At 55.5% G+C, this 22,320-nt stretch carries 18 protein-coding genes; 14 read left to right on the top strand and 4 right to left on the bottom strand.

Features of this window, described 5'->3' with window-relative positions:
• Window positions 1-14: 14 nt before the first annotated feature.
• Together CFN46_RS13140 and CFN46_RS13135 are read left to right on the top strand one after the other, a co-directional pair.
• The gene (locus CFN46_RS13140; protein ID WP_246116621.1) at window positions 15-809 is read left to right on the top strand and encodes a TatD family hydrolase; all 795 of its coding nucleotides are present in this window, start codon (window positions 15-17) and stop codon (window positions 807-809) included.
• Window positions 810-883: 74 nt separating this feature from the next.
• Complete coding sequence (locus CFN46_RS13135) at window positions 884-3,715, top strand: EAL domain-containing protein (protein ID WP_024951978.1); 2,832 nt, start codon at window positions 884-886, stop codon at window positions 3,713-3,715.
• Between the two features lie 139 nt (window positions 3,716-3,854).
• Here the strand turns inward: CFN46_RS13135 and CFN46_RS13130 are convergent, their stop codons facing one another.
• Window positions 3,855-4,901: a folate-binding protein YgfZ gene (locus CFN46_RS13130; protein WP_024951979.1), complete on the bottom strand. Its 1,047-nt coding sequence runs from the start codon at window positions 4,899-4,901 to the stop codon at window positions 3,855-3,857.
• Between the two features lie 229 nt (window positions 4,902-5,130).
• Here CFN46_RS13130 and CFN46_RS13125 point away from each other — a divergent pair, with 229 nt between their 5' ends.
• From CFN46_RS13125 to CFN46_RS13090, 8 genes are all read left to right on the top strand, one after another.
• Complete coding sequence (locus tag CFN46_RS13125; protein ID WP_024951980.1) at window positions 5,131-5,322, top strand: hypothetical protein; 192 nt, start codon at window positions 5,131-5,133, stop codon at window positions 5,320-5,322.
• A gap of 44 nt (window positions 5,323-5,366) precedes the next feature.
• On the top strand, window positions 5,367-5,792 hold the full coding sequence (locus CFN46_RS13120) for an OsmC family protein (protein ID WP_024951981.1): 426 nt from the start codon (window positions 5,367-5,369) through the stop codon (window positions 5,790-5,792).
• Between the two features lie 60 nt (window positions 5,793-5,852).
• A complete protein-coding gene (gene uvrB, locus CFN46_RS13115) occupies window positions 5,853-7,880 on the top strand; it encodes an excinuclease ABC subunit UvrB (RefSeq protein ID WP_024951982.1) in 2,028 nt (675 codons plus the stop codon).
• A 617-nt stretch (window positions 7,881-8,497) separates the two neighbouring features.
• Entirely contained in the window at window positions 8,498-9,598 is a 1,101-nt protein-coding gene (locus CFN46_RS13110; protein ID WP_281284689.1) for a branched-chain amino acid ABC transporter substrate-binding protein, read from the top strand.
• Window positions 9,599-9,769: 171 nt separating this feature from the next.
• A complete protein-coding gene (livH, locus tag CFN46_RS13105; RefSeq protein WP_024951984.1) occupies window positions 9,770-10,690 on the top strand; it encodes a high-affinity branched-chain amino acid ABC transporter permease LivH in 921 nt (306 codons plus the stop codon).
• A complete protein-coding gene (gene livM, locus CFN46_RS13100) occupies window positions 10,690-12,003 on the top strand; it encodes a high-affinity branched-chain amino acid ABC transporter permease LivM (protein WP_088743747.1) in 1,314 nt (437 codons plus the stop codon). The genes livH and livM overlap by 1 nt, the downstream gene beginning before the upstream one ends.
• A gap of 28 nt (window positions 12,004-12,031) precedes the next feature.
• Entirely contained in the window at window positions 12,032-12,829 is a 798-nt protein-coding gene (gene livG, locus CFN46_RS13095) for a high-affinity branched-chain amino acid ABC transporter ATP-binding protein LivG (protein WP_051510884.1), read from the top strand.
• Window positions 12,830-12,903: 74 nt separating this feature from the next.
• Window positions 12,904-13,605, top strand: coding sequence for an ABC transporter ATP-binding protein (locus CFN46_RS13090; RefSeq protein WP_024951987.1), 702 nt, complete (start codon window positions 12,904-12,906; stop codon window positions 13,603-13,605).
• A 135-nt stretch (window positions 13,606-13,740) separates the two neighbouring features.
• Here the strand turns inward: CFN46_RS13090 and CFN46_RS17455 are convergent, their stop codons facing one another.
• Entirely contained in the window at window positions 13,741-14,121 is a 381-nt protein-coding gene (locus tag CFN46_RS17455) for a hypothetical protein (RefSeq protein ID WP_141103659.1), read from the bottom strand.
• Between the two features lie 296 nt (window positions 14,122-14,417).
• Window positions 14,418-15,389 carry an N-acetylmuramoyl-L-alanine amidase gene (locus tag CFN46_RS13080; RefSeq protein ID WP_088743746.1) on the bottom strand — a complete coding sequence of 324 codons (972 nt, stop codon included), beginning with the start codon at window positions 15,387-15,389 and terminating at the stop codon, window positions 14,418-14,420.
• Between the two features lie 256 nt (window positions 15,390-15,645).
• Between CFN46_RS13080 and CFN46_RS13075 the strand changes: the two genes are divergently transcribed.
• The 4 genes from CFN46_RS13075 (at window position 15,646) to CFN46_RS13060 (ending at window position 20,921) form a co-directional block, all read left to right on the top strand.
• On the top strand, window positions 15,646-17,151 hold the full coding sequence (locus CFN46_RS13075) for a fumarate hydratase (RefSeq protein ID WP_088743745.1): 1,506 nt from the start codon (window positions 15,646-15,648) through the stop codon (window positions 17,149-17,151).
• A 204-nt stretch (window positions 17,152-17,355) separates the two neighbouring features.
• Window positions 17,356-18,783: a cardiolipin synthase gene (gene cls / locus CFN46_RS13070; RefSeq protein ID WP_024951991.1), complete on the top strand. Its 1,428-nt coding sequence runs from the start codon at window positions 17,356-17,358 to the stop codon at window positions 18,781-18,783.
• A 212-nt stretch (window positions 18,784-18,995) separates the two neighbouring features.
• Window positions 18,996-20,249 carry an S-methyl-5-thioribose kinase gene (mtnK, locus tag CFN46_RS13065; RefSeq protein ID WP_088743744.1) on the top strand — a complete coding sequence of 418 codons (1,254 nt, stop codon included), beginning with the start codon at window positions 18,996-18,998 and terminating at the stop codon, window positions 20,247-20,249.
• A gap of 132 nt (window positions 20,250-20,381) precedes the next feature.
• Window positions 20,382-20,921 carry a YaeQ family protein gene (locus tag CFN46_RS13060; RefSeq protein ID WP_088743743.1) on the top strand — a complete coding sequence of 180 codons (540 nt, stop codon included), beginning with the start codon at window positions 20,382-20,384 and terminating at the stop codon, window positions 20,919-20,921.
• 100 nt (window positions 20,922-21,021) lie between these two features.
• Here CFN46_RS13060 and CFN46_RS13055 read toward each other — a convergent pair whose 3' ends face one another.
• On the bottom strand, window positions 21,022-22,125 hold the full coding sequence (locus CFN46_RS13055; RefSeq protein WP_088743742.1) for a GGDEF domain-containing protein: 1,104 nt from the start codon (window positions 22,123-22,125) through the stop codon (window positions 21,022-21,024).
• Between the last annotated feature and the right edge of the window lie 195 nt (window positions 22,126-22,320).

The following is a 22,320-nucleotide window of genomic DNA, read 5'->3' as shown; positions in this document are numbered from 1 at the left end:
TGCGGTGCTTCATCATGTCCGAGATAGTTGCCTCGGGGAAACTCATGTTGATAGATAGTCACTGCCACCTGGATTTCAGCGTCTTTGATGGCGATCGAGCACAGGTACTCACACGTGCGATCACCGCCGGTGTTGCTGCCTATGTCGTGCCTGCGACGACTGCAGCAAGTTTTGAGAAGGTACTGACGTTGTCGCGGGAGAGCATTCAGGTGTATGCCGCATTAGGACTTCATCCCTATTTCATGTCTGAACATGATGATGAGGCGCTGACAGCGCTCCGCAATGCACTGAATAACACTCCAGGTGTAGTGGCAGTAGGCGAATGCGGATTTGACGCACGCTTGCCCGATCCCCAGCGACAATGGCAACTGTTTGATGCGCAGTTGGCGCTCGCCAGAGAGTTCTCGTTACCAGTTATCGTGCACTGTGTGCGTGCCAATGATCAGGTCGCCAAGCACCTTCGTGAGGCTTGCCTGCCACGTGGTGGCATCATCCATGCCTTTGCTGGGAGCGAGGTGCAGGCGGAACGCTTTCTAGCGCTGGGTTTTGTTCTCGGGTTAGGCGGCAGTGTGACGTATTCCCGCGCACAGAAATTGCGTCATGTCGTGTCTCGATTACCGGATGAGGGGTTTATCCTCGAGACGGATAGTCCGGACATGCCATTGAGCGGTTACCAGGGCCAACGAAACGAGCCCGTGAGAGTGAAGCAGGTAGCGGAGGTGGTGGCTGAACTGCGTGCGACCTCTGTGCAGCATATCGGGGAGTTAACCACGGCAAATGTTCGACGTGTTCTTCAACTGAACGTCTGATCTAGACTGAACATGGTGGCTAGGTATATTCATGCCACATTGGCTCAGGAGGTCGCGTAATCATCGGTAAATCAATGTCTCGTTCTCCAGTGTCCGATCAAGCCTCGCGTGAGCAAGCTCATGAGGCGTTTTCTGCTTTTGATAATGAAACTGTCTCGGACAATCCTCGCTATCGTTTTCTGCTGATTCCCATACTGCTCATTGCGTTGATCTTGGTTAGCGGTTGGTTGACCGTTAGTCAGATAAACCAAATACGTGATAATGATCGCCAATCTGCAGCGCAACGCCTGACGTTATGGATGAATGCTGAACAGCGCATGCTGGGCGGTCAGTTACGTGAGAATGCTTATTGGGAGGAAGCTGTCGAAGAAATGCTGCGCAAGCCTACCCCCGATAACGCTTGGCTCGACTATATGTACGGGGCTGAGTTTGCGACGAACACCGGCATTCACCTGATAGGTGTCGTGCGTGGAAATGGTCGGGTAGCAGCGTGGGGCGAGCATGTTGCTGCATCGGAGCAATGGTTGGGCGAGCAACCGGAAGGCTGGCGGCGAGCGCTTTCTCCCTTGTTGGTGAAGTCTTGGAATACACCAACGGTGCCACAGATCACTTGGGTACGCGTCGCAGGGCAGCCCTGGTTAGTCGGTGTTCAAGGCCTTTATGCTGATGAAGAGGCGTTGCCATCACGTGATCAGCAAGGGTTGCTGATCTTTGGCATTCCGATGACGGCGGCAGTGTTAAGCGAGCAGGCAGCAGTCCTTGGTTTGAATGGACTGGAGATAGTCAGCAATAAGCTTTCAGAGCCAATCGCGACTGAGCGGACCTGTGTGCTATTGCCACAGGCGCTAGTGCACGCTGGCCTGCGCAACAGTATTCGTGCCTGCTGGAAAGATGAAAGTCGTGGTGCAGAGCTGCTGTTAAGTCTTGGAGCACCGTTTGGCGCGTTGCTGCTGGTCATTCTGCTGGCTGTCATCGGGGCATGCTGCATGATCTGGCGTGACCATATCCGTCGCAAGATAAGTCGTGGCAAAGAAGTGCAGTGTGCTGTTCAACTCGATTTGCATCACCAGTTCAACGAACAGTTTCTGACAGTGCCTTATGAGACACACAATCAGGAACATGCCAAGGCGATACTTTCACAGTACCTGCGCCGCGTGCGCGAAATGGCAGGTGCAGAAGTCATCATTTACCGGCGAGAGGTGGGGAATCCGAGCGCAGGTTATCTGATTCTGCAAAGCCGCGATGAGCGCGAATGGTTGAGTGAGGCATCATTGAAGCGTGATCCACTCTGGCGCCTGCCAGTGGGTCCGATCCGCATCAATAGTTCTGAGCCACAATCCGCAGGCGTTGAGAATCGTGCATTGCAGCTCTGTCAGCGATTGGGCGCCAGCCAACTGCTGGGTTATTCGATATCTCCGCACCCAGGCCGGAGTGAGCTGTTGTTGATTGTGAGCCGTGGCAATGCGCTAGATGAGGTTGCGCTGATGCCCGTGCTGGACAGGACACTGAACACCTTGATCATTCGAGGGCTCGAGCAGGAAAGAATATTGCTGCAGCATCAATTGCTACAGGAGCGGGAAACGGATGCCGATACTGGCTTGTTGAGCCGTGAAGGCATCCTGCGACTGATCAAGATGCGTATCGATCAGCTTGGGTCTGTATCGCCGATGGATGGCTTTGTGCTGATGGCCCTTCGGATCGGTGGGCTTCAGGAGCTTTACGAGCACGAAGGTGCAAGCTTGGGGAATCATCAGCTGGAGTTGGTGCAGAAACGTATTGCACCGTTACTTGGCAATGCAGGGCATGTGGCGCGCCTGGAAACAGACCGGCTATTGATCATGGTTCAGCGCCGATTGCTCGAAGCGACGTGTGGCGGTATCAGCGGCTGGTTAGATAGTCTGCTCGGGGCAGTTCGCCATAAGGTCACGCTGGATAATGAGGTGATCTACCTGCAGGCCAGCCTTGGTATCAGCCGTTATCCCGAGGATGGTCAGCAGATGGATGCGTTGGTGTATCGCAGTGAGCGTGCGTTACATGACACCTTGCAACTCAAACGAGAGTGGCACTTCTTCGATGAGGCTGCCGAGCGTGAGGTGCGTCGTCTGAAGCAGTTGGAAGCCGAGTTTATTGTCGGCCTCAGGGAAGGACAATTGCGGCTCCACCTTCAGCCGATCGTGGATGGCCGTGATGGCACACTCATGCTATCTGAGGCACTGGTCAGATGGCAGCATCCGGATCATGGCCTGATGGGGTCGGCGGACTTCATGGCGATTGTCGAATCGGCCAGGCTCGATGTTGCACTGGGTCGCTGGGTGCTCAAGGAAAGTATTGCAACCTTGATCAGAGTGCATGAAGCCGGTCATGAGCTGAATTTGAGTGTCAATGTAACCGTACGGCATATGATGGATAAGCGCTTCTTGTCTGATCTTGATGGACTATTCCGCTATCCTGGGCTCTGTCAGCAACTGACATTGGAGCTGGTCGAAAGCCAGCTGCCGGACGATATTCAGACACTGGCGATACTGTTCCAGAAAATACGCGCTCATGGTGTGGCATTGGCGTTGGATGATTTTGGTACCGGCTATTCATCGCTGTCCCAGCTGCAGCGGTTACCCTTCGATAAGCTCAAGATTGATCGACAATTCGTGACGGGATTGGGCGAAGGCTCAAGCCAAGGGCAGGCGATGATTGATGCCATGCTGGGGCTAGCGGAAGCCTTTCAGTTATCGGTGGTGGCAGAGGGGATTGAAACCCCCAAGGAGCGCGCGGCCCTGATTGCTCATGGATGCACGCTGCATCAAGGCTATCTTTATTCTCGACCACTGCCGGCGCAGGAGCTCATTGACCATCTGATGGCGGGTGACCATTGGTTACCGGCAGACCTGCAGGGAATCGATAACTCCTGACAGGTAAAAGGCGCCCATCCCAGACGCTTCACGACATGTACCAATGCCCCCGTTCGAGAGATCACGAGCGGGGGCATTGTCATTTTGCCAGAAGCTTTCTGAAAAGGTTTTGGGAGAAATAGAAAGAGGAAGCGTGACTTCAGTCCTTGAGGCGCTCCGGATCGCGTCGCTCAACACTGTAGGGAAGTGCTGCGTGCGCTAGCGTCTGCTGGGTCTCAAGCTTCAGGATGGCGTCTTCATCACGCAAGCTGACGACAGCCAGTATTTCCAGCGTGCCGTCGGGTGCATGGGCGGCGGTCATTACTGCGCCCAATGATTTGTTATTGCTATCCAGCACCTTGGTGCCAGGGGAGGGGAGTGCCATGTCTTGGTGACTGATCAAGCGCATCAGGCGCTTCTTTACCTGGCCACGGAAATGCGCACGTGCCACCACTTCCTGCCCAGTATAACAGCCCTTCTTGAAACTGATGGCAGCCAGCGCCTCAAGATTAAGCATCTGAGGAAGCCAGCTATCCGTTTGTGTCGCCGTAACCCATTGTAGCCCTGCGCGGATATCCCCTAGCGTCCAGCTTCTGCCATCGGCAGGCGTGACTCCAGCCTCAAGTAGATAATGCATGGCCTCAATCATCTGTGCCTCTTGAGCGATCAATACACCGCGTGGCTCAGCTTGTGCTGGCTGGCGAGCCAATACGGCATTACCTGCAGCCAGCATGGCAAAATCGTGCGTCGGCAGCGGCTGATCACTCTCAAGGAATCTGGCCGCCGCTGTCAGTGAGTCCTGGCCGCTGAGCCCGATGACTTTGAGTGTGTCGGGGATCTCAAGTGTGACTTTGTAGAAGGGGGCGAACTTCGCAAGGTGAGTCTTGAGCGGTGCTGCGGTCCCTGTGGGCATCAACAGCCAGAGTTGCTCTGGCGTGACACGTAGCAGCTGCGCCATGCCCATGATTCGCCCCTTGGGCGTGCAAAAGGCGGTCAGGGGAGCAAGGCTGCCATCGACCAGTGTCAGATGTTGTGATGTCTGGCCTTGGAGGAAGCGCTCGCCATCCTTTCCGTTCACCTCAAGTATCTCGAATGTTTCGAGCGGGGCGAGGTAGTGGCTTTCGCACACGGGGGTATCCAGTGCCAGACTGCCATCCTCAGCAGAGTGATAGCCGTGTTGCTGCATCAAGGTATTGAGCGCATTCATGAACATGCATCCTGTTGCGAGGTATGTGAGGTGTCAGCTTGTCGCCGACGTTCCTGATGACGGCATTGTCACGCGCTAGCTGGCGGCTGTCAGCCCCTGTCGTCTCTGAACCCTATATTCTCTCTGTGAGCTTCTCCGCTGGCTCTGCCTCACAAAGGCAACCGTGCTACTCTTGGCGGCTGCAATGCGCTCCGGCGCGCTCATTTATCTGCATGACAGGAACTACACGATGGCCAGTTTTTCCCTGACGTTGATCGGCGTCGAAAGTGTCAACGACGTTAACAAGGTCACCACGGCGTTGATGATGATGGACGGCGTCAAGGAAGCCGAAGTCGGACGTGGATTTGCTGAGGTTGATGGGCAGGTACGCTATGAGGCTGTGGTCAAGGTGGTAGAGAAGGCGGGTTACAAGGTCAAATGATCCAGTAAGCTCCTCACGTGTAATAACGACAGGGAAGGTGGCGCATGAGCATCGAGGTAGTGACTCGTCAGGCAGGAAGCTTCGTTCAGCGGGTCAAGGTCGCAAGCTTTGATGAGTTGCTGGTGGATATTCCTGCGGTGGTCGGGGGCGACGACAGTGCCCCTGATCCTCATGACTACTTCGATCTCTCGCTAGGTGCCTGCAAGTCGATCACCGTGTTGATGTATGCACGCCGCAAGGCACTACCGCTGGCAAGTATCGTGACGACCGTGGATCGTGACGACAGTGACGAGCGACGGGGTGAGTATCGCCTCACTGTCAGCATGCAGTTTATCGCCGAATCCGGCAGCGAGCTTGATGAGATGACGCGGACACGCTTGCTCGAGATATCGGAGCGTTGCCCTATCCATCGTCTGATGACCAGCAGTCAGGTGTCAGTGGTTAGCCGAGAGACCAGCAGCGATAGCTGATAGAGCTCGCGTGGCGAGTTGCCAGTTGAAGAGCGGCTTGGCCGCCACCATTGAGGGCGCATGAGTAAACCATTTCGCATCGAGTCCAAGTTCAAGCCTGCCGGTGATCAGCCTGCAGCTATCGAGAAGCTGATTACCGGCCTTGAGGCGGGTTTGGCTCATCAGACGCTGCTGGGTGTTACCGGTTCTGGCAAGACGTTCACCGTCGCCAATGTGGTGGAGCGCCTACAGCGTCCTACTATTGTCATGGCACCCAACAAGACGTTGGCGGCTCAGCTGTACGGTGAGTTCAAGGCATTTTTCCCTGACAACGCCATCGAATACTTCGTCTCCTATTACGATTACTACCAGCCAGAAGCCTACGTCGCCTCCTCGGATACCTTCATCGAGAAGGATGCCTCGATCAATGATCATATCGAGCAGATGCGGCTGTCAGCGACCAAGGCACTTCTGGAGCGGCGCGATGCGCTGATCGTCGTGTCCGTCTCGGCCATCTACGGCCTGGGTGATCCTGAGCAGTATTTGAAGATGCGTCTGCACTTCAATCGTGGCGAGCAGATTGATCAGCGTGCCTTCCTGCGTCGATTGGCGGAGCTTCAATATACGCGTAACGACATGGACTTCCGGCGCGGCACCTATCGTGTGCGAGGCGATGTCATTGATGTCTTCCCCGCAGACTCTGAAGAGCAAGCGGTGCGGATTGAGTTGTTTGATGATGAAATAGATTCCATCCGACTGTTTGATCCGCTGACCGGAGAAGTCAGTGAGTCAGTGCCGCGGATGACCATCTATCCCAAGAGCCACTATGTCACGCCTCGCGAGACCATCGTGGCTGCGATAGACCATATCAAAGCAGAGCTGGTCGAACGCCTCGCGTATTTGCGCAAGAATGACAAGCTGGTCGAGGCACAGCGACTCGAGCAGCGCACGCTTTATGACATCGAAATGATGATGGAGCTGGGCTACTGCAACGGTATCGAGAATTACTCTCGCTATCTCTCGGGGCGTGACCCCGGGCAGGCGCCGCCGACCTTCTTTGATTACCTGCCGAAAGATGCGTTGGTCTTCATTGATGAGTCGCATGTCAGCGTGCCGCAGGTAGGGGGTATGTATCGCGGTGACCGCTCGCGCAAGGAAACTCTGGTTGAATATGGCTTCCGTCTGCCGTCGGCGCTTGATAACCGACCGATGAAATTCGAGGAATGGGAAAGTATTCTTCCGCAGGCTGTCTTCGTCTCTGCAACACCGGGGGCGTATGAAGCAGAGCATACGGGGCAGGTCGTCGAGCAGGTGGTGCGGCCTACCGGGCTGCTGGATCCTGTCATCGAGGTGCGTTCGGCATCTACTCAGGTCGACGATGTACTGTCCGAGATCCGGGCTCGCGTTGAGGTCGGCGAGCGTGTACTGATCACGACACTCACCAAGCGGATGTCAGAAGATTTGACCGAATATCTCGGTGAGCACGACGTGCGTGTTCGCTATCTGCATTCGGATATCGATACTGTTGAGCGTGTCGAGATCATTCGCGATTTGCGTCTGGGCAAGTTCGATGTGCTGGTCGGTATTAACCTGTTGCGTGAAGGATTGGATATTCCCGAGGTTTCGCTGGTGGCTATTCTCGATGCGGATAAAGAGGGCTTTCTGCGCTCGGAGCGCTCGTTGATCCAGACCATTGGCCGCGCGGCCCGTAATGCCAATGGTAAGGCGATCCTCTACGGTAATCGCATCACTGATTCCATGCAGCGTGCGATTGCCGAGACGGAGCGCCGCCGTGAGAAGCAGACTGAATTCAATCAAGAGCACGGCATTACCCCGCGTACTATTACCAAGTCAGTCGCGGACATCATGGAAGGTGCGCAGGCACCTGGGCGTAAAAGCAGTCGTCGCAAGAATAACGAGCGTCAGGTTGCCGAAGAAACGCCCGATTATGCAGCGTTGGCAGCACAGGGGCCGAAGGCACTGGAAAAAGAAATCAGTCGCCTCGAAGATAATATGTACGCAGCCGCCAAGAATCTCGAGTTCGAGGCAGCAGGGCGGCTGCGTGACCAGATCAATGATGTGCGTAATCGTCTGATAGCACTCGGCTAGCCAACTTGCACCGTTAGTACTGTTATCGCCCGACACGGTCATGCCGTGCCGGGCGATTGTTCTTGCGCCGCCAGATTTCGATGCATCATGTGTGTCAATGCCAACAGGATAAAGGTGAAGTAGTTATCCCGTTATCTTGTTTATTTTCCTATCTATTCCTGCATCGCCCGCGTTACCTGTGGTGCGATGATTGTTCATGATGTCTACAACCTTGGGCGTAAAGAGCACCTGTCGAGCCATGCGACCTCATGGTGCAGTCGCGGAGTTAAATCCTGTCATTAAGAAAATACCATCGCGCAAACACTGGCTTTTTTTTATATTGCCATAGATTGCTTTGTAAAAGTGGTAGCGGCAGGATTTTAGTCTGTTGGAGACTCGTTGAATGCATTCATAAGCCGTCAAACGGCCGCTTTACATGCGTATTCCCTGCTGCCAATAATGATTTCAAGGCATTCCTGTGTGTGATGCTGTGCTTCATTTCAGCAGAATCCAGTTCGCTTATTCTGTGGTTGATGGCCAGTTCTTCACTCGGGACATCCAGGCGTCATCAGAACGCATCTGCCAGGTCTGCCAGACTCGCAGTACAACAATAATCGGGAACAGGAATATCTATCATGATGCGCAGGTCACTTCTCGTCCTGGGGATCGCCGCGGCGATTTCGACTCAGGCTCAGGCAGATATCACTATCGCGATGGCTGGTCCGGTCACTGGTCCCGTTGCACAGTATGGTGACATGCAGTTCACCGGTGCAGAGATGGCCATCGAGCGAATCAATGCCGCCGGTGGTGTTAATGGCGAGATGCTCAAAGGTGTCAAGTATGATGATGCCTGCGATCCGAAACAGGCTGTGGCAGTTGCCAACCAGATCGTCAACGATGGTGTTCAGTATGTCGTCGGCCATCTGTGTTCCAGTGCCACTCAGCCGGCTTCTGACATCTACGCCGAGGAAGGCGTCATGATGATCACGGCAGCCTCTACCAGCCCGACCATCACCGAGCAGGGCTATGAGCTGGTCTTCCGTACTATCGGGCTTGATTCTCTGCAAGGGCCGGTCGCGGGTCGTTATATCGCCAATACCATCCAGCCAAAGCACATGGCCATCATTCACGACAAGCAGCAGTACGGTGAAGGTATTGCAACGGGTGTGCGCGAAACCGTCAAGGAAGCTGGCATCGATGTGGTGCTCTTTGAAGGCATCACTGCGGGTGACAAGGACTTCTCGGCGCTGATCTCCAAGCTCAAGAAAGAGAATGTCGACTTCGTCTACTACGGTGGTTACCACCCGGAGTTGGGATTGTTGCTGCGTCAGTCACGTGAGCTGGGCTTTGATGCTCCATTCATGGGGCCTGAAGGCGTGGGCAACCCGGATATCTCCAAGATTGCCGGCCAAGCCTCCGAGGGACTTTACGTCACCCTGCCGCCGGCCTTCGAAAATGATCCCAAGAATGCGGATCTGGTCGAAGCCTTCAAAGCCAAGCAGCAGGATCCGTCTGGCCCGTTCGTGATGCCGGCGTATACCGCCGTTGAACTGATTGCGGATGGCATCAAGGGAGCGGACTCTACCGATCCTGAAGATGTGGCCGAGTATCTCAAGGCCAACAGCTTCGATACGCCTATCGGCAAGGTCGAATACGATGAGAAGGGCGACCTGAAGGACTTCAGCTTCGTGGTCTATAACTGGCATGCTGACGGCACCAAGAGCGAAGCTGCCCAGTAACCTACCTTTCAGCCCTCGCCACGCCCATTGGGCTGTGGTGGGGGTATTCTATTCGGTCGAGTCAGCGACGATGCAATATCGTCGTGTCTTCCCGTTTTCGCCGCACATGCGGCTTATCCCTGACAGTCAATGGCCACAAGTCAGTAGCTGTCGCGGCCAAGGGTCGTTTCGATGGAAGAAATTCTTTACTTCCTGCAGCAGGTCATCAATGGCCTGACCATCGGTAGTACCTACGCTTTGATCGCCATCGGCTACACAATGGTTTATGGCATCATCGGCATGATCAATTTTGCACATGGCGAGATCTACATGATCGGGACCTATGTGACGTTCATCGTCATTTCGGCACTCGGGATGCTCGGCATTGCCAATCCCTTCTTCCTGATGGGGGCTGCTTTACTGGTGGCAGTATTGGTCTCGTGTGCCTATGGCTTTGCCGTAGAGCGAGTCGCCTATCGGCCGGTTCGTGGTTCCAAGCGTCTGATTGCGCTGATTTCAGCAATTGGCATGTCCATCTTCCTACAGAACTATATGCGTCTCGCGCAGGGTTCACGGGACATGGCGATCTCCAGCCTCATCCCGGGTGGTTGGGAGTTCGGCATCGAGAGCTTCGCCGTCAATCTATCCTACATGCAGGTCATCATCTTTGGTGTGACACTCGGTTGCATGTTGCTGCTTTCGACTTTCATCTCGCGTTCACGCCTCGGGCGAGCCTGCCGTGCCTGTTCCCAGGATGCTGGTATGGCGCGGCTATTGGGCATCAATACCGACATGATCATCTCGATGACCTTTGTGATCGGTGCCGCACTGGCAGCAGTAGCGGGCCTGCTACTTGGGATGTATTACGGTGTGGTTAATCCGTATATCGGTTTTCTTGCAGGGCTTAAAGCGTTTACGGCAGCCGTGTTGGGCGGTATCGGAAGCATTCCGGGCGCCATGTTGGGTGGCTTGTTGTTAGGTGTTGCTGAAGCACTGACAGGCGGCTATCTATCGACCGAATACAAGGACGTGGTGGCCTTCGGCCTATTGATTCTGATTTTGCTGTTCCGTCCCTCCGGGATTCTCGGCAAGCCCGAAGTGGAGAAAATCTGATGGCTCAGACACTCAAGAAAGCGGGCACTTCACCTGCTGAAGCGATTCCTCCGCAGCCGTCTTATCGGCGCCCTTGGTGGTCGGCGACGGCTGCCGCTGTGCTGACCCTGGTGCTGGGGGGCTCAGTGCTCGGTGTACAGCTTGAATCTACCGGTATCACGACCACAGTGCGCTTGATGGGCATGGAGACTTGGGGGTGGTTGCTGGCAGCGGCTCTCGCTGTGTTCTTGCATCAGCTGATACGCCCGCAGGTCGAGGATTGGCGTGCGCGTACACGCAAGCCATCACGCTTTACGCTGCCGAAGATCTTCAGTGGGCAGAAGCGCCAGTTGTGGATCATGCTGGCGATCGGTGCCTTGCTGATCTTCCCGTTCATGTCCAACCGTTCGGCCGTCGACCTGGCAACCCTGACGCTGATCTACATCATGTTGGGACTGGGTCTCAACGTGGTGGTAGGACTGGCCGGCTTGCTGGATCTTGGCTATGTCGGCTTCTACGCCGTTGGCGCTTATACCTATGCGTTACTCAATAGCTATCTCGGCTTCAGCTTCTGGGAAGCGTTACCGCTTGCGGGCCTGATGACGGCACTGTTCGGTTACTTGCTCGGCTTTCCGGTGCTGAGATTGCGAGGTGATTATCTCGCCATCGTCACTCTGGGGTTTGGTGAGATTATTCGTATCTTGCTCAATAACTGGACCGAGCTGACTGGCGGACCCAATGGGATTGCGCGTATTCCCAAGCCGACGTTCTTTGACCTGGAATTCACACGCAAGGCGCAAGAGGGCAATGTGCCATTTCACGAGTACTTCGGGATTGCTTACGACCCGTCGTACAAGATCATCTATCTCTATCTGCTAGCGCTGATTCTGGTGTTGATTACCTTGTTCGTCATCTATCGCCTGCTGCGCATGCCGATCGGCCGCGCGTGGGAAGCGCTGCGCGAAGATGATATTGCCTGTCGCTCGCTGGGCATGAACCCCACCGGCATCAAGCTATCGGCATTTACCATCGGGGCCAGTTTTGCGGGCTTCGCGGGTGCCTTCTTTGCTGCGCGCCAAGGTTTTATCAGCCCGGAGTCTTTCACCTTCATTGAATCGGCAATCATTCTCGCCATCGTGGTGTTGGGGGGGATGGGGTCTCAGCTGGGTGTGATTCTGGCAGCGATAGCCATGACGCTATTGCCGGAGCTGGCGCGCGAATTCAATGAATATCGCATGCTGCTGTTCGGGCTGATGATGGTGCTGATGATGGTGTGGCGCCCGCAGGGTCTGGTTCCTCTTAAACGACCGCACATGGAGCTCGACCGTGGCTGATGCTCTCCGTAATGCCGACAATTCAGATATGTCGTCCACCACACAAGCGCGATTGGCCGGTGAGGCACCTCTGCTGAATGTACGTGATCTTGCCATGCAGTTTGGTGGCCTCAAGGCCGTCGATGGCGTTGCACTGAAAGTACATCCGGGCGAGGTTGTCTCGGTAATTGGTCCTAATGGTGCTGGCAAGACCACCGTCTTCAACTGTATCTCCGGCTTCTATCAGCCTACTGGCGGAGAGGTGTATTTCGAGGATAAGCCCATGCACCGTCTACCGGGCTTCAAGATTGCTCAGGCAGGCATGGTGCGCACCTTTCAGAATGTGCGCCTGTTCAAGGAAATGACCGTGGTGGAGAACCTGCTGGTCGCGCAGCATATGCATGCCGAGCGCAACCTGCTGCGCGGTCTTTTCAAAACGCCGGGCTATCGACGCAGCGAAAAAGCACTAATGCAGCAGGCGGGCGATTGGCTTGAGCGTGTTGGGCTACTTGAATTTGCGAATCGTGAAGCCGGTAATCTGGCCTATGGCCAGCAGCGGCGTCTTGAAATTGCGCGTTGCATGGTAGCAAGACCGAAGTTATTGATGCTCGATGAGCCCGCCGCTGGATTGAATCCTAATGAGACGCGTGATCTGGATGACTTGATCGTTAGCCTGACGCGTGATGAAGGAATTTCGGTGTTGCTGATCGAGCACGACATGAGCCTGGTCATGGGTATCTCCGACCACATTTATGTAGTCAATCAGGGTCAACCGCTTGCAGATGGCACACCTGACGAGATTCGTCACAATGACGCTGTGATCAAAGCCTATCTTGGGGAGGAGTAAGGATGACCGAGCATGTCGAAGACGTCGGTATATTGGCTTCCTGTGCCGGTGAGGTGCTGGCTCCGCAAGATGCCATGTTGGCGCTCGAGAATCTGACCACTCATTACGGGCCAGTACAGGCGCTCAATGATGTTTCTCTGGCCGTAGGCAAGGGTGAAATAGTGACGCTGATCGGTGCCAATGGTGCCGGCAAGACGACACTTTTAATGTCGATCTGTGGTGATCCGCGCCCGACCAGTGGGCGTGTGTGGTTCGAGGGCGAAGAGATTACCGGCACACCTACTGCACGCGTCATGCGCGGTGGGCTGTCGGTGGTGCCAGAAGGACGACGTATCTTCACCGGCATGACGGTGGAGGAGAATCTGGCGATGGGCGGTTATTACCAGACGCGTGAGGAAAACGAGCGCAGCATCGAGCATGTGCTTGATCTCTTCCCGCGTTTGCGTGAGCGCTTCAATCAGCGCGGCGGCACCATGTCCGGTGGCGAACAGCAGATGCTGGCGATCGGGCGTGCACTGATGAGTCGTCCACGGTTGTTGCTGTTGGATGAGCCGTCGCTGGGGCTGGCGCCGATCGTGATTGGCCAGATTTTCGATATTGTTGAACAGCTACGTGAGCAGGGCACGACCATTTTTCTGGTCGAGCAGAATGCTCATCGTGCGCTGTCGATTGCTGATCGCGGCTATGTGCTGGAGCATGGCCATGTCGTGCTGGCAGACAGTGGCAAGGCGCTGCTGGCCAATGATGATGTGCGTCGCGCTTATCTGGGTGGCTAACATCGTTGTAGAACTGATGGCATTGAACCGAACGGAGATAGCAATAAAAACGCCCGCTTTCTGATGCAGAAGCGGGCGTTTTTATTGCCTCAACCAATGATAAATGATCGAGCCTGTTTGAGACTCACGCAGAAGTCATGCTGAAAGTGGCTCTGCGAGCTCTCCCAGTGAGTATGCGGTACCTTCATGTATTCGATAGTGCTCAGTTGTACCTTTGCGTTGGCATTCGGTGACACAAGCGGCGGTAGCCGGAATCTGGCGGAGTGGATAGCGCACGCCGCACTGGCAGAGCTCGAGCATCTTTTTCAGTGCGCTGCGTTCACAGAAGCCACACAGGCATTCAAGCGCGTTATCGAGACACTCATCTTCACTCATCCCCGCACCGTAGATACGGTGGTCATCGCACACTACAAAGCCCAGTGCAGGGGCTGGCACACGACTGCCAGTCCACTCCGGGGGTGATGAGGGGGACGATGACAGCGTGTCGGGAATTGAGTTGAGTATGTTATCTGGCATGGTCAACCTCGTTCATTGTTCCATCATGTCAGCTGACCTCTCTAGGCCAGTTGTCTGCGTCAGACACGTGCGCCTTTCGCGGTAATTTCCATCCTCAACACAAGGTAGTCCTTGCCTCGCAAAACGCCATCCGCTTTGACCCAAGCCGGTGAGTGTCAGTAAGCGTGTGCCTCGCAAATGACCGTTGGGTTGCAATGCGATGATACGTGCCGGATGTGCGGTGAATTGGTCATTACGGGTCAGCCATCTCATGTGCATGGCCTGTCTTGAGAGGGGTGGGCCTACGACAGAGGGGTTTACGATAGAGGGGCCTGCGACAAAGGGGCTTGCGTGTCTAAACACTCATGGCCATCACGATAACGCGCGACGAGTGCCATCAGAATGGCGGCACTCTCGGTATCAAACTGTCCGGTGATGGCACCTGCTCTGAAGTGCGCCTGGAAGGCGGCGATGGCTAGCCATGGCGCATCAACGTCGATCGAGTAGCCATAGAGCGCGAGAGCCTTCAGTAGTGTGTGACGTGGTGGCATGCCATCCTGTGTCAACTTGCGTCGGAAGCAATTGATATCACTGTCCGCTGGCCAGGCGCCTATTCCTGCCTCATGCAATTGTTGCCAAGGGAAGCGTGGGCCAGGGTCGGTCTTGCGGTCTGGCGCGATATCCGAGTGGCCGATGATATCGACTGGCGCAATGTCATGACGCGCCAGCATGGGCTTTATGAGTGCAATGAGTGCCTGAATCTGATGTTCGTCCCATGGCGCAAACTGACGCTCAGGTGACCAGCGCCGGGCCACACCGGGCACCAGAGAGTCTTTCTCTCCGGCGGTGAGGGGGGCGAGTGGCAATGGGCCTTCATTGACGATTTCTATCCCGATGGAGGTGTCATTGAGATTGTCACGCTGTGCCCAGTGACTGATGCCGGCGTGCCAGGCACGACGCGATTCGGGTACCAGTGCATAGACGCGTGGCAGGTCTGCTGACTGCTGCGGGGCCGATAGCAAGTAATGTGCGCTGACGCGGGGGCCGGTCAGGCTTGCCAATGAGCCCGCGAGATCATCATCGGTGTAGTGCAGTATCAGGTGATGTATACGTGAATCACTTTCGCCTGTGAGAGGAGTATCAGCAAGCTGAAAGGTCGTGCTGACAGGCGCGTAGGTGACTGATGTCGAGGCGCAACCCGCGAGCGCCAATGGGAGGGCTAACAGCAGTGCAGTGCGCGTGCGGAGTGATGACAGCGGCAGCAGGGACGGCAAGTGAAACAAGAACATCAGAGCCTCTAAATATGAGCGGGTCTAGGTGAGATGATTGAGTGCAGTGGAGCATCGCCGAGCCGATGGCAGGAGTTGTCGGTTGCAGGATTCGCTCTGCCGCCAAGGACCTGCTTGGGGTATAATGCCCGCCACCTGAGCTGGCGTCCGCCCCGTGGTCACGCGTTTTCTGTCCCTGACAACAGTAATCGCGGCGAGGCCCTGCGTGCCAGTGTATTTGCCTTCAATGTTGCTTGCCTCCAAGGAGCCGATCCTGATGACCGTGATCCGCCAGGATGATCTGATCCAGAGCGTTGCCGACGCACTGCAGTACATTTCCTACTACCATCCGAAAGATTTCATCGACGCCATGAATGCGGCGTACGAGCGCGAAGAGAATCCGGCGGCGAAAGATGCCATCGCGCAGATTCTGATCAACTCGCGGATGTGTGCCCTGGGTCATCGTCCGATCTGTCAGGATACCGGCATTGTCACTGTCTTCGTGAACGTCGGCATGAACGTGCGTATTGAGGCCGACATGAGCCTCGATGATATGGTCAATGAAGGTGTGCGTCGCGCTTACCTGCTGCCGGACAACGTGCTGCGCGCCTCCGTGCTGGCTGATCCGGATGGCAAGCGTGCCAATACCAAGGACAATACCCCCGCCATCATTCACCACAAGCTGGTGCCGGGTGACACGATCGAGATTCACGTCGCAGCCAAGGGCGGCGGCAGCGAAGCCAAGTCCAAATTCGCGATGCTCAATCCGTCTGATTCCGTCATTGACTGGGTGCTGGAGCAGATTCCGAAGATGGGCGCCGGCTGGTGTCCGCCCGGCATGCTGGGTATCGGTATCGGCGGAACTGCCGAGAAGGCGATGCTGCTGGCCAAGGAATCCCTGCTTGAACCGATCGATATCCAGGAGCTGCAAGCGCGTGGTGCTTCCAACCGTGCTGAAGAGATCCGCCTCGAACTGTTCGACAAGGTCAACGCGACCGGCGTTGGTGCACAAGGCCTCGGCGGTTTGACCACCGTGCTCGACATCAAGGTGATGGATTATCCGACTCACGCGGCCAACAAGCCGGTGGCGATCATTCCGAACTGCGCGGCGACCCGTCACGTACACTTCACGCTGGACGGAAGCGGTGCGGCTGAATTGCCGGTACCAAAGCTTGAAGACTGGCCGGAAATCACCCGTGAAGCGGGCGATAGCGTCAAGCGCGTCAATCTTGACACCATCACCCCGGAAGAGGTGCAGAGCTGGCAGCCGGGCGATACGCTGCTGCTGAATGGTAAACTGCTGACCGGCCGTGATGCTGCGCACAAGCGCATGACCGAAATGCTGGCTCGTGGCGAACAGCTGCCAGTCGACCTGAAAGGTCGCTTCATCTACTACGTCGGCCCTGTTGATCCGATCCGTGACGAAGTCGTGGGGCCCGCGGGTCCGACCACTGCGACGCGTATGGACAAGTTTACGCGCACGTTGCTGGAAGAAACCGGCTTGCTGGGCATGGTCGGCAAGGCCGAGCGTGGCCCTACTGCGATTGAAGCCATTCGTGATAACAAGTCCAGCTACTTGATGGCCGTCGGCGGCGCCGCGTATCTGGTCGCCCAAGCGATCAAGAAGTCGCGTGTACTGGCCTTTGAAGACCTGGGGATGGAAGCGATCTACGAGTTTGAAGTCGAAGATATGCCGGTCACTGTGGCTGTCGATAGTGCGGGTATCTCCGTGCACCAGACTGGCCCGGCGAAGTGGAAGGAAATCATCGCCAGCCGTGCCTGATGGCAAGTCTCAGCCGGTATTTGTCGAGAGAGAAAGGCTGAGAGGCAGATCTGTTGAGTCAAGAACCCCGCCCTTTGTGGCGGGGTTCTTGCGTATACCGTCCGATAGGCCGTATTAAGTACCTTTGTCATCAGGTGCGCTGGATTCGTTGCGTGGCGCACTGTGGCATACTTCGCACACCCTAGAGCTTGCAATGGAGTTGCAATGACCGCTTGGTTACTTGGCTTTTTACTACTGGCCAGTCACGTGCTCGGCGCCATGACGGCTGTCGTTGCGCTGATGTCCAGTCGCACTTCGCAGGGAGCGATCGCCTGGATTCTCTGTTTACTGACCTTCCCCTATGTGGCACTGCCACTCTATTGGGTGTTTGGTCGCCCGCGTTTTTATGGTTATGTGAGCGCTCGGGAAGAGCGCGACTCCACCATGCGGCGTGTTCTGATGCGTTTTCGTCCCAAGCTCTCGCCGTGGCTATCGCGACCGTTGGGTGGCAATCCTACGCATCTTGATGCCATTGAGCGTCTGGCGATGATGCCGGTCACCACTGGTAACCGTGCCCAATTGTTGATCAATGGCGAGCAGACCTTCGAGTCGCTTTTCGCCGGCATCGATGCTGCCGAAGAATATATCCTGATCCAGTTCTTCATCGTGCGTCACGATGAACTGGGTGTGCGACTCAAGCAGAAGCTAATGCATAAAGCCGAACGCGGAGTGCGGGTCTGCTTTTTGTATGATGAGATCGGCTCGCGCAAGCTCTCGGATGGCTACCTGAAGGACCTCGAAGAGTCGGGTTGTGAGGTCAGTGCTTTCAATTCCTCACGAGGCTGGCGGCACCGTTTTCAGATCAATTTCCGCAATCATCGTAAGATCACGGTCATTGATGGGCGTATCGGCTTTGTCGGTGGGTTGAATGTCGGCAACGAATATCTGGGTCATTCCGAGCGCTACGGTGCCTGGCGTGATACGCACCTCAAGCTCGAAGGCCCCAGCGTGATGGGATTGCAGGAGGCCTTCTGGGAGGACTGGCACTGGGCCACGGGCGAGGTGTTATCACTGGAATGGCAGCCGCGTATCAGCTGTGACGAATGCCAACATGTGGTCATCGTCCCCTCAGGCCCGGCGGATCGCCGCGAGACGGCTAGCCTTCTGGTGCAACAGGCCATTCACTCCTCGGTGAGCCGTATCTGGATTACCAGCCCTTACTTCGTGCCTGATCAAGGCGTTCAGGATGCGCTCAAGATTGCCGCGCTGCGTGGCGTGGACGTGCGGGTCATGATTCCTGAGCGACCAGACCATCTGCTGGTCTTCCTGTCGGCGTTCTCGTTCCTCTCCGACATGATTCGCTCCGGTGTGCGTGTCTTCCGTTACCAGCCGGGGTTCCTGCATCAGAAGGTGATGTTGATGGACAGCCATACGGCGACCATTGGTACCGTCAATCTGGATAATCGCTCGTTTCGTCTCAATTTTGAGGTGACTGCTTTCGTGCCGGATCATCAATTTGCCTCTGAAGTGGAAGCCATGTTGGAAGAAGATTTCAGGCATTGTCGCGAGATCAGCTGTGAAGAGCTGGAGGCACGCCCGATGTGGCGCAAGCTGGTGTCACGCGCTGCCTACCTCCTTGCGCCCATTCAATAACTGACCTGTTCAGGGCGTGATGATCGCTCATGCTCGGGTGAATAAAATTCCCTGTGCAGGGGCTTGTCACATCCTCTCTTTGCGGGCATCTTTAGTGCTATAACCAAGCGCCTTGTTATTCTTTTTGGGAATAAATAAAGTGCCATGATAATGCCGTCAATTTCAGCGTTTCATGGCTCGGGGCTCCAAGGAATTTCGCATCGAGATATGCCATGACTGTCCAAGACACACTTGTTGATACGTCGGCTCCCGCCACGTCCATTGCCTATCAGTTTCGCGATGATGCAGATGTCATTGCCTTTGCGCGTCTGCACGTCGCGGATCAGTATCCGGCATTCGCGCAGGCGGCAGCACTGCAGGTGGAAGAGATTGGTGATGGCAACATCAACTATGTCTATCGCGTATGTACGCCAGACCGCTTGGCATCGGTGATCGTCAAGCAGGGGTTGCCGTGGGTGCGGATCATCGGTGAAAGTTGGCCGCTCTCGTTGGTGCGTGTGCGTATCGAGGCTGAAACCCTGGCTTTTGAAGCCGAGTGTGCAGCGGATCTTGTGCCGGCGCTTTATCATTTCGATGATGCAAGGTCTGCTATCGTGATGGAGGATATCGGGGACCATCGCAATCTACGTCATGCCTTCATTGAGAAGGCAGCGCTGCCGTTTCTAGGCGAGCACATGGGGCGCTTCCTTGCTACGACGCTCTATCGCAGCAGTGATCTGGCGCTAGATGCACACAACAAGAAGGCGCGTGTCGCCCGCTTCATCAATCCAGATCAATGCAAGATCACCGAAGACCTCTTCTTTCTTGATCCGTTCTGCGATCACGAGCGCAACAGCATCAATCCTGCGCTACGTTCTGATGCCGAAGCACTGTGGAGCGATCAGCAACTGAAAGTGGAAGTGGCTGAGCTCAAGCTACGCTTTCTGTCGACTCCTGAAGCCTTGCTGCATGGTGATCTGCACGCTGGCTCCATTTTCGTGCGTGAAGACAGCACCAAGATCATCGATCCTGAATTTGCCTTTTTCGGGCCTGCTGGTTTTGATATTGGCAGCTGGATGGCAGGCCTGTGGCTGGCGGCTTGCGCACATACCGAACTTGAGGCGGGTGCCAATAAAGGCTATATCGAGCAGCTGTGTGCGCATGCCGTTACCAGCTGGGAAGCCTTCGCGACGCAGTATCAGGCGCAAGCAGTGACCAGTATCGATGCAAGCTTTGCAGTGGCCGGTGTTGCCGAACGTTGTTTGCAGCGAATGCTGAGTGATGCCATTGGCTATGCCGGCTGTGAGCTGGTGCGCCGTACTCTGGGCTTGGCGCATGTGCTGGAGCTTGAGTCGATCAGTGAGGAGGGCGCGCGCGCCAAGGCAGAGCGTCGAGCCCTGGCGCTGGGGCGTGAACTGATCCTCCAACGACATGCCTTGAGTGATATGGTGGCGCTCGATGCTACCATTCGTCGCCATCTGAGCTGATAGTGAGCAACTGCGCTCGGGCTTTTGATCATCCACTCGGGTAGACTTTGCGCACTGTAATCCATGAGCCTGCCGTCGGCAGGCTCATGTGTTTTGCGTCTACGCTCACTGTACGCTCAATAAGAGACTTTCATGGCCCTGTCTTCCACGCCTTACAAGGTGGATCTGTCGCTGACCGACCTTGATCGCGGTGTCTACGAGACCCTGCGTTTCACTGTTGCCCGCCACCCGTCCGAAACTGAGCTGCGCCTGTGCGTGCGTCTGCTAGGCCATGCGCTGTGGTACAGCGAACATATCGCCTTTGGTCGCGGGCTTTCCGATGTTGATGAACCGGCGTTGTGGGAGAAAAGTCTCGATGGCCGTGTTCTGCATTGGATCGAGGTTGGGCAGCCTGATGCTGATCGTTTGACCTGGTGCTCACGGCGCACCGAGCGCACCTCACTACTGGCCTACGGTAGCTTGCGTGTCTGGGAAGGCAAGATATTGCCTGCGGTGGCTGGGCTATCCAACCTCAATATCGCTGCTGTACCTGAAGGGTCGTTGGATACCATCACTGCATCGTTACCGCGGAACATCAAGTGGACGGTGATGATCACCGAAGGCACCATCTTCATCACAGACGACAATGGTCAGCACGAGATCAATCTCGAGTGGCTAAAAGGCGAGCGTTAGGTTCTTGCCCTGACGGACTGCCCAAAGAAGCCCCTGCAAGCCAAGCTTGCAGGGGCTTCTTTTTTGAAGTGCCGGGTTACACCGTTTTTGAAGTGCTGAGTTACACCGCGCTGATGTCGTGGTCCACAATCAGTTGATCTCGACCATGAGCTTTGGCGTGATAAAGCGCCTCATCACTACGTTGTACCCAGCTGGCAAGTGAATCATTGTGGCGCAGTTCACTGGCGCCAGCGCTGAAGCGGATATTGCCGTGCATTAGGGGAGAGGCATCGCAACGTTCCCGCAGTTGACGATCGAACTGGCGTGCCGTTGCCAGGTTGCCCGGTAGCAGAATCATGAACTCCTCCCCGCCGTAGCGACCTGCCTTGCCTTCGATTCCATGGCTGAGATCTTGAATATGGGCAGAAAAAGTGGCAATCACCTGATCGCCGTAGGGATGGCCATGCGCATCATTGATCAGTTTGAAATTATCTAGATCACAGATCAAAAGGCAGGCTTTCTCGTACTGGTTGATCCAGGTTTCAGCATGTTCGTGGATGGTGCGGTGATTGTAGAGTCCGGTCAAGCCATCGAGACGACTCAGGCGCTCAAGCTTGTGAGCGTAGGCGCGTGAGATATTGCGCTCCTCGCGGATACGTTTGGCATAACCCGCGATGACGACACTAAGTAGCCCAAATGCCAGAGTGTAGCTAACGCCCATGTCGAGGCTTCGAATGGACGGACTTGCATAGGCGGCAACTAGTCCGGGGTATGTTTGCTCCAGTGCCAGCAGCAACCAAGGCATCAGCATCAAACCACTGATCAGGACGCCACGACGTATGCGATCGGGAGGCAGTACGCCAAGCACGTAGGCCGAAGCCATCAAGTAGAAGAGCAGTGTCGGGCCGTTCGCGCCATTATTGAATAACCAGTTGGCCGGTAACATCACGAAGGTGACCAAGGTGCAAAATAGCCATGACATGCGGCGGTATTCGCCATGAAAGCGTGAGCGATACCACATCACCATGATCATTAGGCTGATCACCAGCAAGGCTAAGCTGTAGGCGGGTACCGTAAGCTCCATCAGGTAGTTGAAAACGGCTGAGAACAAGCCGATCAGCATGGCCGAAACCAGAAATCCATGATGTAAAATCTGACGTGCCGAGACATTCTCGCCTACTAGCCAGCGCCATGAAGACCCAATCATTTTCAGAGGACTGGCCATGTTATCTCACCGTCAGAGGGCTGCCGCCCCGAATGAAGGGCTCAAGCATTGAAGAAAAGAACGCTGAAGAAGAGGGCATTGCAGCCATTCCATGGCGGGTCAGTATCATGCTGGAAGGGATAAACATGGAATATAGCGTCATTTGCAGGTATAGCTTATCCGAGATGACAAAGTCGATAGCCTACCTTTAGCTAA

Origin of the sequence: Cobetia sp. QF-1, assembly GCF_002213105.1 — a bacterium.
Classification (GTDB): Bacteria; Pseudomonadota; Gammaproteobacteria; order Pseudomonadales; family Halomonadaceae; genus Cobetia; species Cobetia crustatorum.
The sequence above is the reverse complement of the archived record's forward strand: the minus strand, read 5'-3'. Positions and strand labels throughout refer to the sequence as shown.

Coding starts and splice junctions, on each gene's coding strand:
- CFN46_RS13140 (WP_246116621.1), top strand. CDS start 15: ATGTCCGAGATAGTTGCCTCGGGGAAACTCATGTTGATAGATAGTCAC.
- CFN46_RS13135 (WP_024951978.1), top strand. CDS start 884: ATGTCTCGTTCTCCAGTGTCCGATCAAGCCTCGCGTGAGCAAGCTCAT.
- CFN46_RS13130 (WP_024951979.1), bottom strand. CDS start 4,901: ATGAATGCGCTCAATACCTTGATGCAGCAACACGGCTATCACTCTGCT.
- CFN46_RS13125 (WP_024951980.1), top strand. CDS start 5,131: ATGGCCAGTTTTTCCCTGACGTTGATCGGCGTCGAAAGTGTCAACGAC.
- CFN46_RS13120 (WP_024951981.1), top strand. CDS start 5,367: ATGAGCATCGAGGTAGTGACTCGTCAGGCAGGAAGCTTCGTTCAGCGG.
- uvrB (WP_024951982.1), top strand. CDS start 5,853: ATGAGTAAACCATTTCGCATCGAGTCCAAGTTCAAGCCTGCCGGTGAT.
- CFN46_RS13110 (WP_281284689.1), top strand. CDS start 8,498: ATGCGCAGGTCACTTCTCGTCCTGGGGATCGCCGCGGCGATTTCGACT.
- livH (WP_024951984.1), top strand. CDS start 9,770: ATGGAAGAAATTCTTTACTTCCTGCAGCAGGTCATCAATGGCCTGACC.
- livM (WP_088743747.1), top strand. CDS start 10,690: ATGGCTCAGACACTCAAGAAAGCGGGCACTTCACCTGCTGAAGCGATT.
- livG (WP_051510884.1), top strand. CDS start 12,032: ATGTCGTCCACCACACAAGCGCGATTGGCCGGTGAGGCACCTCTGCTG.
- CFN46_RS13090 (WP_024951987.1), top strand. CDS start 12,904: ATGTTGGCGCTCGAGAATCTGACCACTCATTACGGGCCAGTACAGGCG.
- CFN46_RS17455 (WP_141103659.1), bottom strand. CDS start 14,121: ATGCCAGATAACATACTCAACTCAATTCCCGACACGCTGTCATCGTCC.
- CFN46_RS13080 (WP_088743746.1), bottom strand. CDS start 15,389: ATGTTCTTGTTTCACTTGCCGTCCCTGCTGCCGCTGTCATCACTCCGC.
- CFN46_RS13075 (WP_088743745.1), top strand. CDS start 15,646: ATGACCGTGATCCGCCAGGATGATCTGATCCAGAGCGTTGCCGACGCA.
- cls (WP_024951991.1), top strand. CDS start 17,356: ATGACCGCTTGGTTACTTGGCTTTTTACTACTGGCCAGTCACGTGCTC.
- mtnK (WP_088743744.1), top strand. CDS start 18,996: ATGACTGTCCAAGACACACTTGTTGATACGTCGGCTCCCGCCACGTCC.
- CFN46_RS13060 (WP_088743743.1), top strand. CDS start 20,382: ATGGCCCTGTCTTCCACGCCTTACAAGGTGGATCTGTCGCTGACCGAC.
- CFN46_RS13055 (WP_088743742.1), bottom strand. CDS start 22,125: ATGGCCAGTCCTCTGAAAATGATTGGGTCTTCATGGCGCTGGCTAGTA.